The 13,809-nt window shown below is 71.2% G+C and carries 15 protein-coding genes; 13 read left to right on the plus strand and 2 right to left on the minus strand.

Annotation, left to right across the window (positions count from 1 at the left end; genetic code table 11):
• Entirely contained in the window at positions 1-822 is an 822-nt protein-coding gene (locus AVR91_RS01885) for an SGNH/GDSL hydrolase family protein (RefSeq protein WP_063273841.1), read from the plus strand.
• On the opposite strand, the gene AVR91_RS01890 is transcribed toward AVR91_RS01885, so the two are convergent.
• Positions 803-1,735 carry a helix-turn-helix domain-containing protein gene (locus AVR91_RS01890; protein ID WP_063273858.1) on the minus strand — a complete coding sequence of 311 codons (933 nt, stop codon included), beginning with the start codon at positions 1,733-1,735 and terminating at the stop codon, positions 803-805. The genes AVR91_RS01885 and AVR91_RS01890 overlap by 20 nt on opposite strands.
• 99 nt (positions 1,736-1,834) lie before the next feature.
• On the opposite strand from AVR91_RS01890, the gene AVR91_RS01895 reads away from it, so the two are divergent.
• Entirely contained in the window at positions 1,835-2,836 is a 1,002-nt protein-coding gene (locus AVR91_RS01895; protein WP_063273842.1) for a saccharopine dehydrogenase family protein, read from the plus strand.
• Here the strand turns inward: AVR91_RS01895 and AVR91_RS01900 are convergent.
• The gene (locus AVR91_RS01900) at positions 2,826-3,326 is read right to left on the minus strand and encodes a M15 family metallopeptidase domain-containing protein (protein WP_063273859.1); all 501 of its coding nucleotides are present in this window, start codon (positions 3,324-3,326) and stop codon (positions 2,826-2,828) included. The genes AVR91_RS01895 and AVR91_RS01900 overlap by 11 nt on opposite strands.
• A 154-nt stretch (positions 3,327-3,480) precedes the next feature.
• On the opposite strand from AVR91_RS01900, the gene AVR91_RS01905 reads away from it, so the two are divergent.
• The 11 genes from AVR91_RS01905 (at position 3,481) to AVR91_RS01955 (ending at position 13,772) form a co-directional block, all read left to right on the plus strand.
• Entirely contained in the window at positions 3,481-4,215 is a 735-nt protein-coding gene (locus AVR91_RS01905; RefSeq protein WP_063273843.1) for a response regulator transcription factor, read from the plus strand.
• Entirely contained in the window at positions 4,212-5,618 is a 1,407-nt protein-coding gene (locus tag AVR91_RS01910; RefSeq protein WP_063273844.1) for an ATP-binding protein, read from the plus strand. Before AVR91_RS01905 ends, AVR91_RS01910 begins: the two co-directional genes overlap by 4 nt.
• A complete protein-coding gene (locus AVR91_RS01915; protein ID WP_063273845.1) occupies positions 5,615-6,076 on the plus strand; it encodes a GerMN domain-containing protein in 462 nt (153 codons plus the stop codon). The genes AVR91_RS01910 and AVR91_RS01915 overlap by 4 nt, the downstream gene beginning before the upstream one ends.
• Before the next feature lie 238 nt (positions 6,077-6,314).
• Positions 6,315-7,064, plus strand: coding sequence for a 2,3-dihydro-2,3-dihydroxybenzoate dehydrogenase (gene dhbA, locus AVR91_RS01920; protein WP_063273846.1), 750 nt, complete (start codon positions 6,315-6,317; stop codon positions 7,062-7,064).
• A 136-nt stretch (positions 7,065-7,200) separates the two neighbouring features.
• Positions 7,201-8,394, plus strand: a complete 1,194-nt coding sequence (locus AVR91_RS01925) for an isochorismate synthase (RefSeq protein ID WP_063273847.1) — start codon at positions 7,201-7,203, stop codon at positions 8,392-8,394.
• Positions 8,391-10,013, plus strand: a complete 1,623-nt coding sequence (locus tag AVR91_RS01930; RefSeq protein ID WP_063273848.1) for a (2,3-dihydroxybenzoyl)adenylate synthase — start codon at positions 8,391-8,393, stop codon at positions 10,011-10,013. Before AVR91_RS01925 ends, AVR91_RS01930 begins: the two co-directional genes overlap by 4 nt.
• Complete coding sequence (locus AVR91_RS01935; RefSeq protein WP_043848092.1) at positions 10,010-10,681, plus strand: isochorismatase family protein; 672 nt, start codon at positions 10,010-10,012, stop codon at positions 10,679-10,681. The genes AVR91_RS01930 and AVR91_RS01935 overlap by 4 nt, the downstream gene beginning before the upstream one ends.
• Positions 10,678-10,911 carry a phosphopantetheine-binding protein gene (locus tag AVR91_RS01940; RefSeq protein WP_016333892.1) on the plus strand — a complete coding sequence of 78 codons (234 nt, stop codon included), beginning with the start codon at positions 10,678-10,680 and terminating at the stop codon, positions 10,909-10,911. Before AVR91_RS01935 ends, AVR91_RS01940 begins: the two co-directional genes overlap by 4 nt.
• Positions 10,908-11,762 (plus strand): siderophore-interacting protein, encoded by an 855-nt coding sequence (locus AVR91_RS01945; RefSeq protein WP_063273849.1) that lies wholly within the window; start codon positions 10,908-10,910, stop codon positions 11,760-11,762. The genes AVR91_RS01940 and AVR91_RS01945 overlap by 4 nt, the downstream gene beginning before the upstream one ends.
• A gap of 28 nt (positions 11,763-11,790) precedes the next feature.
• The gene (locus AVR91_RS01950; protein ID WP_063273850.1) at positions 11,791-12,792 is read left to right on the plus strand and encodes an ABC transporter substrate-binding protein; all 1,002 of its coding nucleotides are present in this window, start codon (positions 11,791-11,793) and stop codon (positions 12,790-12,792) included.
• Complete coding sequence (locus tag AVR91_RS01955; RefSeq protein WP_063273851.1) at positions 12,789-13,772, plus strand: FecCD family ABC transporter permease; 984 nt, start codon at positions 12,789-12,791, stop codon at positions 13,770-13,772. The genes AVR91_RS01950 and AVR91_RS01955 overlap by 4 nt, the downstream gene beginning before the upstream one ends.
• Positions 13,773-13,809 lie beyond the last annotated feature (37 nt).

The following is a 13,809-nucleotide window of genomic DNA, read 5'->3' on the forward strand; positions in this document are numbered from 1 at the left end:
ATGTTCAAGCGGATATCCGCCGCGGTGCTCGCCGCGGCCTCGGTCGCTCTTCTGGCCACCCCGCCCGCGCAGGCGGTCGCGCCTGCCCGCTACGTCGCCATGGGCAGTTCCTTCGCAGCGGGCCCGGGAATTCCGCCACAGCAGCCCGGGACCCCGGCGGCGTGCGGACGTTCGACGAAGAACTACGCGAGTCTCGTCGCAGGGTCACGCGGTCTCGCCCTCACCGACGTCACCTGCAGCGGGGCGACGACGGCGAACATCCTCACCACTGGACAGGCCGGGCAACCACCGCAGATCGAGGCCGTCACCAAGGACACCCGGCTCGTGACGATCACCATCGGCGGCAACGACGTCGGCTACGTCGGGAGCCTGTTCACCTACGGCTGCCAGAACACCGGCGGCGCGAACTGCGGCCAGGTCGACCGGAACGCCGTCCGCGCGGCGCTCACCACGGTGCACGAGAAGATCGGCGCCGTCATCGCGGCGGTCCATCGGCGCGCGCCGCGGGCACGGGTGCTGGTCGTCGACTACCTGACGATCGTTCCCGGTGAAAGGCCCGCCTGCGACGGTGTTCCGCTGACGCCGGAGCAGCTCGTCTTCGAACGCGAGGTGGCGGGCCGGCTTGCGGCGGCGACCCGGCGGGCAGCTCGCGCCGAGCGGGCCACCCTGATCCCGGCGGCCGCGGCCAGCGCCGATCACGACGCCTGCGCGGCCGTCCCGTGGATGGAGCGTTACTCGACCACGCAGGGACGCGTGCCGTACCACCCGAACGAGGCCGGGATGACGGCCGTCGCGGACCTGATCACGGCACGGCTGCGGTAGCGGCGCGGAAGGTGCGGCGGTAGCTGTCCGGCGGCACGCCGACCGTCCGGTTGAAATGCCGCCGCAAGGTCGCGGCGGTACCCATCCCGGTGGCCTCCGCGATCAGGTCGATGCTGTCGTCGGTCCGCTCCAGGAGTTCCTGCGCGCGGCGGATGCGCTGGGTCAGCAGCCAGCGCAGCGGCGTCGTCCCGGTCGCCGACCGGAAATGCCGGGCCAGGTTGCGGGAACTCATGTTGGCCTGCCGGGCGAGGTCCTCGACGGTCAGCGGCCGGTCCAGCCGCTCGGTGACCCAGGGGAGCAGCCCGCCGAGCGGATGGTCGTCCTGGTCGGGTACCGGGGTGGTGACGAACTGGGCCTGCCCGCCCGCGCGGTGCGGCGGCACGACCAGACGGCGGGCGACGGTGTTCGCGACCGCCGAACCGTGGTCGCGGCGGACCAGGTGCAGGCACAGGTCCATCGCGGCGGCCTTGCCCGCCGAGGTCAGCACGCTGCCGTTGTCGACGTAGAGGACGCCGGGATCGACCTCGACCGCGGGATACCGGGCGGCGAGGACGTCGGTGTGCGCCCAATGCGTCGTCGCGCGGCGGCCGTCGAGCAGGCCGGCGGCCGCCAGGACGAACGCGCCCGTGCACAGGGAGGCGACCCGCGCGCCCGCATCGTGGGCGGCACGCACGGCCTCGACCAGGTCCGCGGGCGGATCGGTGTCGATGTCTGCCCAGCCGGGGACGATGACGGTATGGGCACGCGCGAGGCGTTCGAGCCCGTGATCCGGTTCGAGCAGGAAGCGTCCGACCTTCACCGCTTCCGAGCCGTAGACCCCGAATTCGTACAGGCCCGTGTCGAAGACCTCGTGCGCGATGGACAGCTCGAACTGCAGCATGCCGTCCGTGGCGGCGAGGGCGACCGTACTCATGTCCGAAAGTGTACGCATGATGGCATTCCGGACACTGTCGATCGGCGTCCTCCGCCGACAGGATGGTCCACAGTGGATCAACCGAGGGCAGGAGAAACCATGGGTACGTACGACATCGCGGTGTTCGGGGCCTACGGGCACACCGGGCGGTTCGTGGTGGCGGATTTGCGCGAGCGCGGCTTCGGCGTTGTCGCCGTCGGTCGCGACGAGGCCAAACTGCGCGACCTGCCTTGGTCCGACGTCGAGATCCGCCGGGCTTCGGTCGACGATCCGGCTTCGCTCGACCGCGCGTTCGTGGGCGCGGACGCGGTGATCAACGCCGCCGGGCCGTTCGCGGACACCGCCGCGCCGGTGATCGAAGCAGCGCTGCGGGCAGGCGTCCCGTATCTGGACGTGGCGGCGGAACTCGAAGCGAACATGGACACCTTCGCGGACTTCGCCGACCGTGCCGGGAGAGCGACGGTGGTCCCGGCGATGGCGTTCTTCGGCGGGCTCGGCGACCTGATGGTCACCGCCGCCATGGGTGAGTGGACTTCAGCGGACGAAGCGCATATCGCCTACGCGCTGAGCAGCTGGCATCCGACGGAGGGGACCCGTGCGGCGGGCAAGGTCTCGCGGGAACGGCGCGACGGCAAGCGGATCCGGTTCGCCGGCGGCCGCATCGAACGCCGCGAGGACGCGCTGCCGGAGCTGGACTGGGACTTCCCCGCGCCGCTCGGGACCCGTGCCGTGCTGGGCGAGTTCACGATGGCCGACGTCGTCACCGTGCCGAGTCACCTCGACATCCCCGAAGTGACCACGTACATGACCGTGGACGCGGCGCGCGAGGTGGTGACGCCCGAGACGCCCGCGCCTCCCTCCGACGGCCCGTCCTCGCAGGAGTTCGTGGTCGACGTCGTCGTGCGGTCCGGTGGGGAGGAACGGCGGATCGTCGCGCGGGGCCAGGACATCTACGCGATCACGGCGCCGCTGGTGGTGGAGGCCGTCCAGCGCGTGCTCGACGGACGGGTCAAGGCGACGGGGGTCGTGTCGGCGGGCGAGATCTTCGACGCGCCCGATTTCCTGGCCGCGCTGGCACCGCGGATCACGGTCACCGGCTGACACCGGCCCGCCAGCCAGGATGTGGCAACCGCTCGGGCGGAACCTCGCCGGGCCGGTACTCGAAATGCCACCATTCGTTGTCGTAGATCCGGTAAAGCGCGAAGCGGGCGCCGTGGTCCTCCAGCCACTGCGCGCCTTCGCGCGGCCGGACGTCCAGCGCGGTTCCCCGGACGTGCGCGGAATCCTTCGGCGGCAGGACCCGCTTTCGCCCGGCTTCGGCGAGGAACAGCCGATGCTGCTCGGCGGCGTCGCGATGTCCCGAGGTCACGCCGAGGAGCGTGCGATGCCGCCAGAACGCCTCGGTCCTGGCCTCGGTGAACGCGGCGAGTGTTCCGGGGGTGAGCCCGGCGAGGTTCTCGGCGGGGAACCGCAGCGCCAGCGCCCAGCCGCAGGCGAGACGGCGGGCCCGGCCGGGGGAGGCCAGCCACGCCGGGATCAGCAGCAGGACCGCGAGGACTCGGGTGATCGCCGCGAGCAGGAGTTCTTTCATACCGTCAACGGTCGCGGCCGCCTGTCCGAACCCGATCGCGGCGACGTGCGCGGACGCCGACGAAAATGTCACCGTTCCGCACGGTTCGCGTCGTGACACGACGATGACATTCCGTGGACGTTCCGCGGAAACAGGATGGGCATCATGGCGTGTCATGGACGAGCGGATTCCGTCCGGCGCTGCGATAGTCGTCGGCATGCCCAGGGTGCTGCTCATCGAGGACGACCAAGCCGTGCGTGACGGGCTCAGCATGGCGTTGGGCGGACGCGGCCACGCGGTCGACGCGGTGGCCACCGGCGAGGAAGGCCTCGCCCGGCTCGCGTCGAAACCGCCGGACATCGTCGTGCTGGACCTCATGCTGCCCGGACTCGACGGCTTCGAGGTCTGCCGCCGGATCCGCGCGGCGGGGGACCTGCCGATCATCATGCTCACCGCGCGCAACGAGGACATCGACGTGGTGGCCGGGCTCGCCGCCGGCGCGGACGACTACGTGGTCAAACCCGCCAGGGCCCAGGTGCTGGAGGCCAGGATCCGCGCGGTGCTGCGCCGCACCGGGCAACCGGCGCCCGCGGTGCCCGCGCCCGCCGAGATCGAACGTCACGGCGATCTCGGCATCGACCGCGCCGGGCTGACGGTGACCAAGGCGGGCAAGCCGCTCGCCCTGGCCCCGACCGAACTGCGGCTGCTGCTCGAACTCACCCAGGTCCCCGGCCGGGTACTCAGCCGCCAGTACCTGCTGGAAAGCGTGTGGGAGCACGGCTATTTCGGCGATTCCCGCGTCGTCGACGCCTGCGTACAGAGGCTGCGCGCGAAGATCGAGGACGACTCGTCCGCACCGGTGTACGTGCAGACGGTCCGCGGATTCGGTTACCGGTTCGGGCCACTGTGAAACTTTGGGGTCTGCGTACGCGGCTGCTGGTGGCGTTCAGCCTGCTGGTCGTGATCACCGCCGCGACCGTCGCCGGCGGCACCTATGTCCAGTCCCGGACACTGATCCTCCAACAGGCGCAGGACGCCACCGCCCGTGTCCTGGTCGACAAGGCCACCGCGCTGTATCCGCTCGGCCCGCTGCCGCCGAGCGACGCGACGTTGAACCGGATCAGCGGGGAACTGGCGGATCGCGATCTGAACTCCCTGGTCTTCTACGAGGACAAGGCGGTCGGGAGCGCGCAGATGCGAGCGCTGATCTCGCCGGAACTCCGGGCGGAGGTCAAGTCGGGGTCGGTCGCCTGGCAGCGGGTCATGTCCGAAGGGACACCGATGCTGGTGGTGGGAACCGCGTTCACCGTCGTCCTCCCGAACGGCAAGCGGCAGGCCTCCGGAATCGAGGCCTATGTCGCCCGGTGGCTGGTACCGGAGCAACAGAACATCGGTGAACTCGCCACCCGGGCCTGGCTGATCGGCGGGCTGGCGCTCGTCTTCGCCATCGGGCTGGCGCTGCTGGCCGCCCGCGGGGTCCTGCGGCCCGTGCGGGAACTGGGTGACGCGGCGAAGCGGCTGGGCGAGGGCGACCTGCGGGCCCGGATCAGCGTCCGCGGCTCGGACGAACTGGCCGGGGTGGCGCGGACGTTCAACGAGACGGCCGAGTCGCTGGAACGCCACGTCGGTGAGCTGGAACGGATGGAAGCCGACGCACGGCGGTTCGTCGCCGACGTCTCGCACGAACTGCGCACCCCGCTGGCCGCGATGACCGCGGTCGCGGACGTGCTGGAGCAGGAGGCGTCGAGCCTGCCGGGGGACGCCGGGCGCGCGGCGAAGATGAGCATCGAGGAGACGCACAATCTGACGCGGCTGGTGAACGACCTCATCGAGGTCTCGCGCTTCGACGCCGGGGCCGCCGCATTGGCACCGGAGGAGGTCGACGTCGCCGAGGTGGTCGCGGCGAGCCTGCGCATCCGGGGCTGGACCAACGAGGTGGAGGGAGACCTGCCTTCCGGGATCTTCGCCGGGTGGGATCCGCGGCGGATCGACGTCATCGTGGCGAATCTGGTCGGGAACGCCTTGCGGCACGGGGAAAAGCCCGTCTCGCTCCGGCTGTCCGAGACGGGGGAGCAGATCACGCTGGAGGTCTCGGATCGCGGTCCCGGACTGGCGCCCGAGGTGCTGCCGCACGTGTTCGACCGGTTCTACAAGGCGGATTCGGCCAGGGCTAGGTCCGGCGGCAGCGGGCTCGGGCTGGCGATCGCCTGGGAGAACGCCCGGCTGCACGGCGGCACCTTGAGCGCGGCCAACGGTACCGACGGTGGCGCGGTGTTCACCCTGCGCTTGCCCCGGCGGGGAGCGGCGGAATGAGGAAGATCTGGTTCTCGGCGCTTCTGCTCGTCTCGATGGTCGCGGGCTGCGGTGTCCGGCCGAGCGCGGTGATCACCGGAGCGCCCGCACCGGCGGGCCCGGCCAACGCCGCGGTGCTCTACTTCCTGTCCGGTGGGCAACCGGTCCGGGTGCTGCGCCCGCTCGCCGAGGAGTCGCCGCCGGCGAGCCCCGTCGACCTGCTCGCCGCCGGACCGGACGAAAGCGAGCGGGAACGGCACTACACCACCGAAGTCCCGTCCGGCACCACGGTGCTGGACCAGACACCCGCGCCGAACGGGGTCACGGTGACCCTGTCGATCGGCGTCGCCGGGCTGTCGGCGAAGGCGGTCGACCAGATCGTGTGCACTGCCAGGGATTCTCTGGGGGGAAGCGCGCAGATCACGTTGCGGGGCGAGGGGTCCGAGCGCGGTCCGCTGTCGTGTCCTTTGCCTGGTTAGGGGTCGTGAGTGGCGTTTCGGGTTAGAACACGAATCGCCACTCACGACCACCCCGACCAACTCGGTGCCGGTGCTGCGTCGGCACTTCACCGGGTGCGGGTCCGCGCACCACGGTATTTTTGCCGTCCCCGGCCCGAAGGGAAGTGTCCCGAATCACCGGTGTCGGTCCCTCGCTTTGTCCGAGCGGGCCCGATAGCTTAGGCAAGGCTAAGCAAACGGGACGTGGGGTGGTTGTGGCGTGGAGGGGATCGAGGGCAAGGTCGCGCTCGTCACCGGAGGCGCGCGCGGGATCGGGGCGGCCGTCGTGGACGGGCTCGCCGAGGCGGGCGCGATCGTGGCGGCGGTGGACCTGGCCGAAAGCGCTTCCCGGGACGGTGTGACCTCGTTCGTCGCGGACGTCGGGGATCCTGCCGCCGTCGCGAGGGTGGTCGAAGAGGTCGAAAGCGAACTCGGGCCGATCGGCATCGGGGCGTCCGTCGCGGGCGTACTGAAGCCGGGGTCCGTCTGCGACACGAGCGACGAGGACTGGGCGGCGACCTTCGCGGTCAACTCCACCGGAGTCTTCACCGTGCTCCGCGAGATTTCCCGCCGGATGCTGCCCCGCCGGAGCGGTGTGCTGGTGACGGTCGGGTCGAACGCGGCGGGAGTCCCACGCAGCGGGATGGCCGCGTACGCCGCGTCGAAGGCGGCCGCGACGATGCTGACCCGCTGTCTGGGGCTCGAACTCGCCGGTTCCGGCATTCGCTGCAACATCGTCTCGCCCGGTTCGACCGACACCGACATGCAACGTCTACTGTGGACGGACGAGAACGGCGCGGACCGTGTCATCGCGGGGAATCCGGAGCAATACCGTGTCGGCATACCACTGGGCCGGATAGCCGAACCCGCCGATATCGCCGACGCGGTCCTGTTTTTGGCCTCCGATCGCGCGCGGCACATCACGATGCAGAACCTCTACGTCGACGGCGGCGCGACGCTCCGCGCGTGATCTCGATGACGCAACGAGGACTTTTCGGGTCCGTACGATTAGGTTAGGCTAACCGAAAAGTCGTAGTCGGTGCTTTCGTGTGGGGGTATCACGAGCGCCTGTTCGGTCAGTAGTATTCGCGAAAGGGAATCCAGTCGTGTCCTCACCTGCACCGGCCCGGCCAAGGCCGGTCCATCAGGCGGCCGATCTGCTGGCGGCATACCTGCCCGGATCGTTCTACTACTCGTCCGCTCGAGGATCGCTGCTCGCCGACGGGGTGTACGCGCCGGTCCACGCGGCGCCGGGCAAGCGTGCCCGCGCCGCCGCCGAAGTCCTCGACGCCGCTCTCGTGGCGGGAGTGACCGAACCCGTCGTCGCCGGAGCGATCGGATTCCGGCCCGACGCGCCGAGCAGCCTGGTGGTTCCCGCCTTGGTGCGCAAGGCAGGACCACCGAAGGCGAGTGGTCCGGTCGCCCCGCTCGGCGGGAACTGGACGGTGTCGCCGCGGCCCGCGCCGGAGGTCTACACCACTGCCGTGGCGAGGGCGCTGGACGAGATCCGCGACGGTGACCTGCGCAAGATCGTGCTGGCCCGCTGCCTCGACGTCACCGGCGGCGGCCCCGTCGCCGTGCCGCGGCTGCTGGCACGCCTCGTCCACGCGGATCCGGCCGCCCACGCCTTCGCCGTCGACGTCAGCGCGCCGGGGGATCCCGCGCCGCGCACCCTGATCGGCGCGAGCCCGGAACTCCTGGTCTCCCGCCGCGGTCGCGTCGTCATGGCCAACCCGCTGGCGGGATCGCGGCCCCGGGTGGCCGACGACGCCGAGAACTCCCGGCGGATCAAGGATCTTCTGGCGTCCGAAAAGGACCGTGACGAACACGCGCACGTCGCCGCCCAGGTGGCGGAAGTACTGGGCAGGTTCTGCGTCGACCTCGACGTCCCCGCCGAACCCGAGGTGATCGGCACGCCCACGATGTGGCATCTCTCGACCAAGATCAGCGGACGCCTCGCCGACGCGAGTGACGCCGGTTCGTCCGCGCTCGGGCTGGCCGAGGCACTGCATCCGACACCGGCGGTCTGCGGTGTCCCGACCGGACTCGCCCGCGACACCATCGCCGCGCTCGAACCCGAGGATCGCGGCTATTACGCGGGTCTCGTCGGCTGGACCGATCAGGACGGTGACGGCGAATGGGTCGTCACCATCCGCTGCGCCGAGGTCCGGGACCGGACCGTCCGGCTGTTCGCCGGCGCGGGAGTGGTGGCGGGTTCCGATCCGGCGGCCGAACTCGCCGAGACCGGCGCGAAATTCGGCACCATGCTCCGGGCCCTCGGTCTGGAGGGAGTGGAATGACCGCCGATCACGTGCCCTGGCCGCCGGAAACCGCGGCGCGCTACCGGGCTTCGGGGTACTGGCGCGGCCAGACCTTCGGCAAGCTCCTGACCAGCCTCGCCGAGGCGTACGCCGAGCGCCCCGCCGTGATCGGCGACAACGCCCGCTGGACGTTCGCCGAACTCGACGAGCGCGCGCACCGGCTCGCCGCCGGATTCGCCGGCGCCGGGATCCAGGCCGGTGACCGGGTCGTCGTGCAACTGCCGAACGTGCCGGAGTTCGCGTCCGTCGTGTTCGGACTGTGGCGGGCCGGCGCGCTGCCGGTGTTCGCGTTGCCCGCGCACCGCGCGAGCGAGCTGCGGCATTTCGCCGAGCAGAGCGAGGCCGCGGCGATCCTCACCGTCGGCGAACACGAACGGTTCGACCACGCGGCGATGGCGCGGGCGGTCGCCTCCGAGACCCCCTCGGTGCGCAACGTCTTCGTCGTCGGCACGGAGGAATTCGCCGTCCTCGAAGCGGCGACTCCGCGCGCTCTGCCGGATCCCGATCCCGCCGGGGTCGCGTTCCTCCAGCTGTCCGGGGGAAGCACCGGATTGCCCAAGCTCATCCCGCGCACGCACGACGACTATCTCTACAGCGTCCGGGAAAGCGCCCGGATCTGCGGCCTGCGCCCGGAAAGCGTGTACCTGGCCGCGTTGCCGGTCGCGCACAACTTCCCGCTCAGCTCGCCCGGTCTGCTCGGCGCGCTGCACGCGGGCGCGGCGACGGTGTTCGCGCCGCGGCCCGACGCCGACACCGCGTTCCGGCTCATCGAGGCCGAAGGCGTGACGATCACCGGCCTCGTGCCGCCGCTCGCCGCGGCGTGGGCGCAGGCGGCCGCGCGGACCGAGCGGGATCTGTCCTCTTTGGACGTCCTGCTGGTCGGCGGTGCGAAGTGCGCCCGTGAACTGGCCGAGAAGATCGGGCCCGCGCTGGGATGCCGTCTGCAGCAGGTGTTCGGCATGGCCGAGGGGCTGGTCTGCTACACCCGGCTCGACGACCCGGACGAGTACGTCCTCGCCACACAGGGACGGCCGATCTCGCCGGACGACGAGATCCGCGTGGTGAACCCGGACGACCCACTGTCCACTTCGGACGACGTCGTCGCGCCGGGGGAGATCGGCGCGCTGCTGACCCGCGGCCCGTACACGATCCGCGGCTATCACCGCGCCGAGGAACACAACAAGACCGCGTTCACCGAGGACGGTTTCTACCGCACCGGTGACCTCGTGCGGCGGCATCCGTCCGGGCATCTGGAAGTGGTCGGCCGGGCCAAGGAACAGATCAACCGCGGTGGCGAGAAGGTGGCCGCGGAAGAGGTCGAGAACCACCTGATGGCGCACCCCGACGTGCTCGACGCCGCCGTCGTCGCGGTGCCGGACCCGTACCTGGGCGAGCGCACCTGCGCCTACGTCGTCCCCGCGGCCGGTGCCGAACCCGGGGCGGCGGAGCTGCGCCGGTTCGTCCGCGAACGCGGGGTCGCGGCGTTCAAGGTGCCCGATCTGGTCCAGGTGGTGCCGGAGTTCCCGGTGACCGGGGTCGGCAAGACCAGCAAACGCGAGCTGCGGGCGGCGCTGGCCGCTCTGGCGAAGGAGAAGTGAGAGTGTCACTGCCCAAGATCGAGCCCTACGCCCTCCCGACGGAGGCCGAGCTGCCCGCCGGACGGGTCGGCTGGAAACCCGACGCCGCCCGTGCCGCGCTGCTGGTGCACGACGCGCAGCGGTACTTCCTCGCGCCGTACGCGGGATCCCCGGTCCCGGAGATGGTCGCGAACATCGCGGCGCTGGCCGATGCCGCCCGTGCCGCGGGGGTCCCGGTGTTCTACACCGCGCAGCCCGGTCACCAGGCCGCCGAGGACCGCGGCCTGCTCACCGAGTTCTGGGGCGACGGGATCGGCGCGGTCATCGATGACGACCCCGCCGCGGCCGACGTGGTGGCCGAGCTCGCCCCGAAGCCGGGGGACAAGGTGCTGACGAAGTGGCGCTACAGCGCCTTCCAGCGCAGCACGTTCACCGAGCAGCTCGCCGAAGCGGGCCGGGATCAGCTGCTGATCACCGGGGTCTACGCGCATATCGGCTGCCAGGCCACCGCCGTCGAGGCGTTCATGCGCGACATCCAGCCGTTCCTGGTCGGCGACGCGGTCGCGGACTTCTCCCGCGAACGCCACGACCAGGCCTGCGAGTACGTCGCCCAGCGCTGCGGCGCACTGACCACCACGGCCGCCGCGCTCGCCGCGCTGGCCCCGATCCACGCCGGAGCACCGCGATGAGCTTGACCGTCGAAAAGATCCACGCCGACGTCGCCGAACTCCTCGGCTGTGACCCGGCCGAGCTGAAGCCGGAGACCGACCTCACCGACCTCGGCCTCGACTCGATGCGGATCATGGGCCTGGTCGAGCAGTGGCGTACCGAGGGCGCCGACACGCTCGAATTCGCCGATCTCGCCGAACAGCCGACCCTCGGCCACTGGACGCGGGTCCTCACCGGGAGCACCGCGTGAGCCGCGCCGACCATCGTCACCGGCATCTGGAGCGCATCGCCGAAGTCCGCGCGGGACGGCACGCGGAGAAGGTGCCGTATCCGATCCGCATCCGGCAAGCCGAGGTCGTCCGCACCGAGATGGTCGGCTCCGGGCTGCTCCGGGTCACTCTCGGAGGGCCGGGAACGGCGGGTTTCGAGGCGCATTCGCCCGACGAGCACGTGAAGATCCTGTTCCCCGAACTCGACGCCGAGCCGAGGCTGCCGGTGCAGGACGGCGACATGCTGCGCTGGCCGAAGCCGTCGCCGACGTCACGCGAATACACGGTCCGCCGGTACGACCCTGCCTCCGGGGAGCTCCACCTCGACGTCGCGCTGCACGAAGGCGGGCTCGGTTCCGGATGGGCCGAGAAGGTCACGCCCGGCACGCCGGTGCACGTCGCCGGCCCGCCCGGCGGGCTGATCGTGCCGCACACCTACGACCGCTACCTGCTCGCCGGCGACGTCACCGCGCTGCCGGCGATCGCGCGCTGGCTCGAAGAACTGCCGCGCACCGCCGCGGGCTGGGCGTTCATCGAGGTCACCGACGCGAGCGAGGAGATCGAGCTGTCCGCGCCCGAAGACGTCGAGGTGCGCTGGCTGCATCGAGGCGACGTCGCGCCGGGCGCCTCCGAAGTCCTCGCCCGCGCGGTCCAGACCATCGAGGTCCCCGCCGGGGAACGGCTCTACGCCTGGGTCGCCGGTGAAGCGGGGCAGATCAAACCGCTGCGCCGCTGGCTCAAGAACGACCTCGGGCTCGGCAAGGACGACCACGACGTGACCGGCTACTGGAAACGCGGCGTCGCGGACTTCGACGACGAGCACGACCACTGATCCCCACCAAGAAAACCGAGGAAAACCCATGCGCACCACAAGAACCCGCCGTCTCGCCGGAGCGCTCGCGCTCGCTTTGACGGTCGTGACCGCGGCCACCGCCTGTGGGTCCGGCGACGCCGGGCAGGCCGATGGCGGTCCGACCCGGGTGTTCGCCGCCGACAACGGCCAGATCACCATCCCGGTCACGCCGAAGCGCGTCATCGCCACCGGTTACGCCGTGCCCGCCCTGCTCGAAGCGGGCGCGCCGCTGGTCGGGGTGTCCAGCTGGAAGCGCGGGATCCCGCTGTTCAACGAGCAGGAGCGCAAGAAGTACGACGAGCTGGCGAAGGTCGCGGGCGAGTCGGCGTCGGAGACGAACTACGAGGCGATCGCGCAGGCGGATCCGGATCTCATCGTGATCGGCGTGCCGAAGCCGGTGCTCGCCGACATCGACATCAAGCGGCTCGAAGCGATCGCGCCGGTCGTGGCGATCGGCCCGTCGGTGCCGTCGATGTGGCGTGAGCTGTCGCGCAAACAGGCCGACGCCGCCGGTGCGGCGGCCGGGTTCGACGCGCTGAAGACCGCGTACGACACCAAGGCCAAGGGAATCGCCGAGAAGTACAAGGCCGTGCTGCCGCAGCTGAAGCTGGGCCACGTCGGTGCCTACGGCGAGGTCGCCAAGGGCAACTTCCAGCGTGAGTTCAACGGTTCCTGGGGCACCAACGTCGCGCAGGACATCGGCGCCACCTACTACGGCCAGGTCAAGGTCAAGGGCGGCGGCTCGAAGGACGTCAGCGAGTACCCGTCGATCGAGGAGCTGACGACCGCGTTCGCCGAGGCCGACGCGATCACCTACTCGGTCGCCGCCGACGGCTCCGTGCCCGCCCCGGTCAAGTACGTCCTCGACTCGCCGCTGTGGAAGGAACTCCCCGCGGTGAAGGCGGGCAAGGTCTACCCGTTCCGCTTCACCGAGGCCGCCACCTACCGGGCCGCGACGTCCACTTTGGACGCCGTCGACCAGGCGTTCGCGCCGCTGCTGAAGAAGTGACCACCACCGGGCGGTCCGCGCTGCTCGGCGCCGCACTGCTCGGGCTCGTCGTGGTCGCCGTGCTGAGCGTCGGCGTCGGCGCGCACGCCATCGCCCCCGGCGAGGTCGTGCGCGCCCTGCTGGGCGACGGGAATCCGAGTGACCGGGCGGTGGTCCTGGACATCCGGATGCCGAGGGCGGTGCTGGCGATCGGGGTCGGCGCGGCGCTCGCCGTCGGCGGTGTGCTCGTGCAGGCCTTGTCGCGCAACGCTTTGGCCGAACCCGGCGTGCTCGGCGTGACCGCCGGGGCCGGGTTCGCCATCGCGGTGGGGTCCTCGTTCGGGCTCGCCGCGTCGGCGCCCGCCGAACTGGGCCTGGCGGTGCTGGGCGCTGTCGGCGCGTCGGCGCTGGTGTACGCGGTCGGCAGCAAGTCGCCGCTGCGGCTCGTGCTCGCCGGGACCGCGTTGAGCGCCGTGCTGCTGGGGCTCACCCTCGGCCTGCGGCTGCTGTTCCCGGACACCTTCGACGTCTACCGGTTCTGGTCGGTGGGTTCGCTGGCCGGTCGCGAACAGGCGCCGGTAACGGTCCCGCTGATCGTCATCGGCCTGTCCCTGCTGGGCGCGTTCGCGGTGAGCCGTCAGCTGAACGCCATCGCGCTCGGCGAGACGGTCGCGCATACGCTCGGCGCGAACGTCGCACGCGTCCGGACGGTCACCCTGCTGCTGATCACGCTGATGGCGGGCGCGGCGACCGCGCTGGCCGGGCCGATCCTGTTCGTCGGGCTGATCGTGCCGCATCTGGCCAGGCGGGTGGCGGGGGCGTCGATCCCGTGGCTGATCGCGTTCGCCGCGCTGCTCGGCCCGGTGCTGATGCTGGCCGCGGACGTCGGCTCTCGGATCCTGCTGCCGACCGGCGAGGTGCCGGTCGCGATCGTGACCGCGTTCCTCGGCGGCCCGGTGCTGATCTGGGCCGTCCGCAAATACGGGGCGGCGCCGCTGTGAGCACCCTTGTCCTGCGGCGCGGGCGGTTCTCCGCCCG

Origin of the sequence: Amycolatopsis keratiniphila subsp. keratiniphila (assembly GCF_001620365.2) — a bacterium.
Lineage (GTDB): Bacteria > Actinomycetota > Actinomycetes > Mycobacteriales > Pseudonocardiaceae > Amycolatopsis > Amycolatopsis keratiniphila.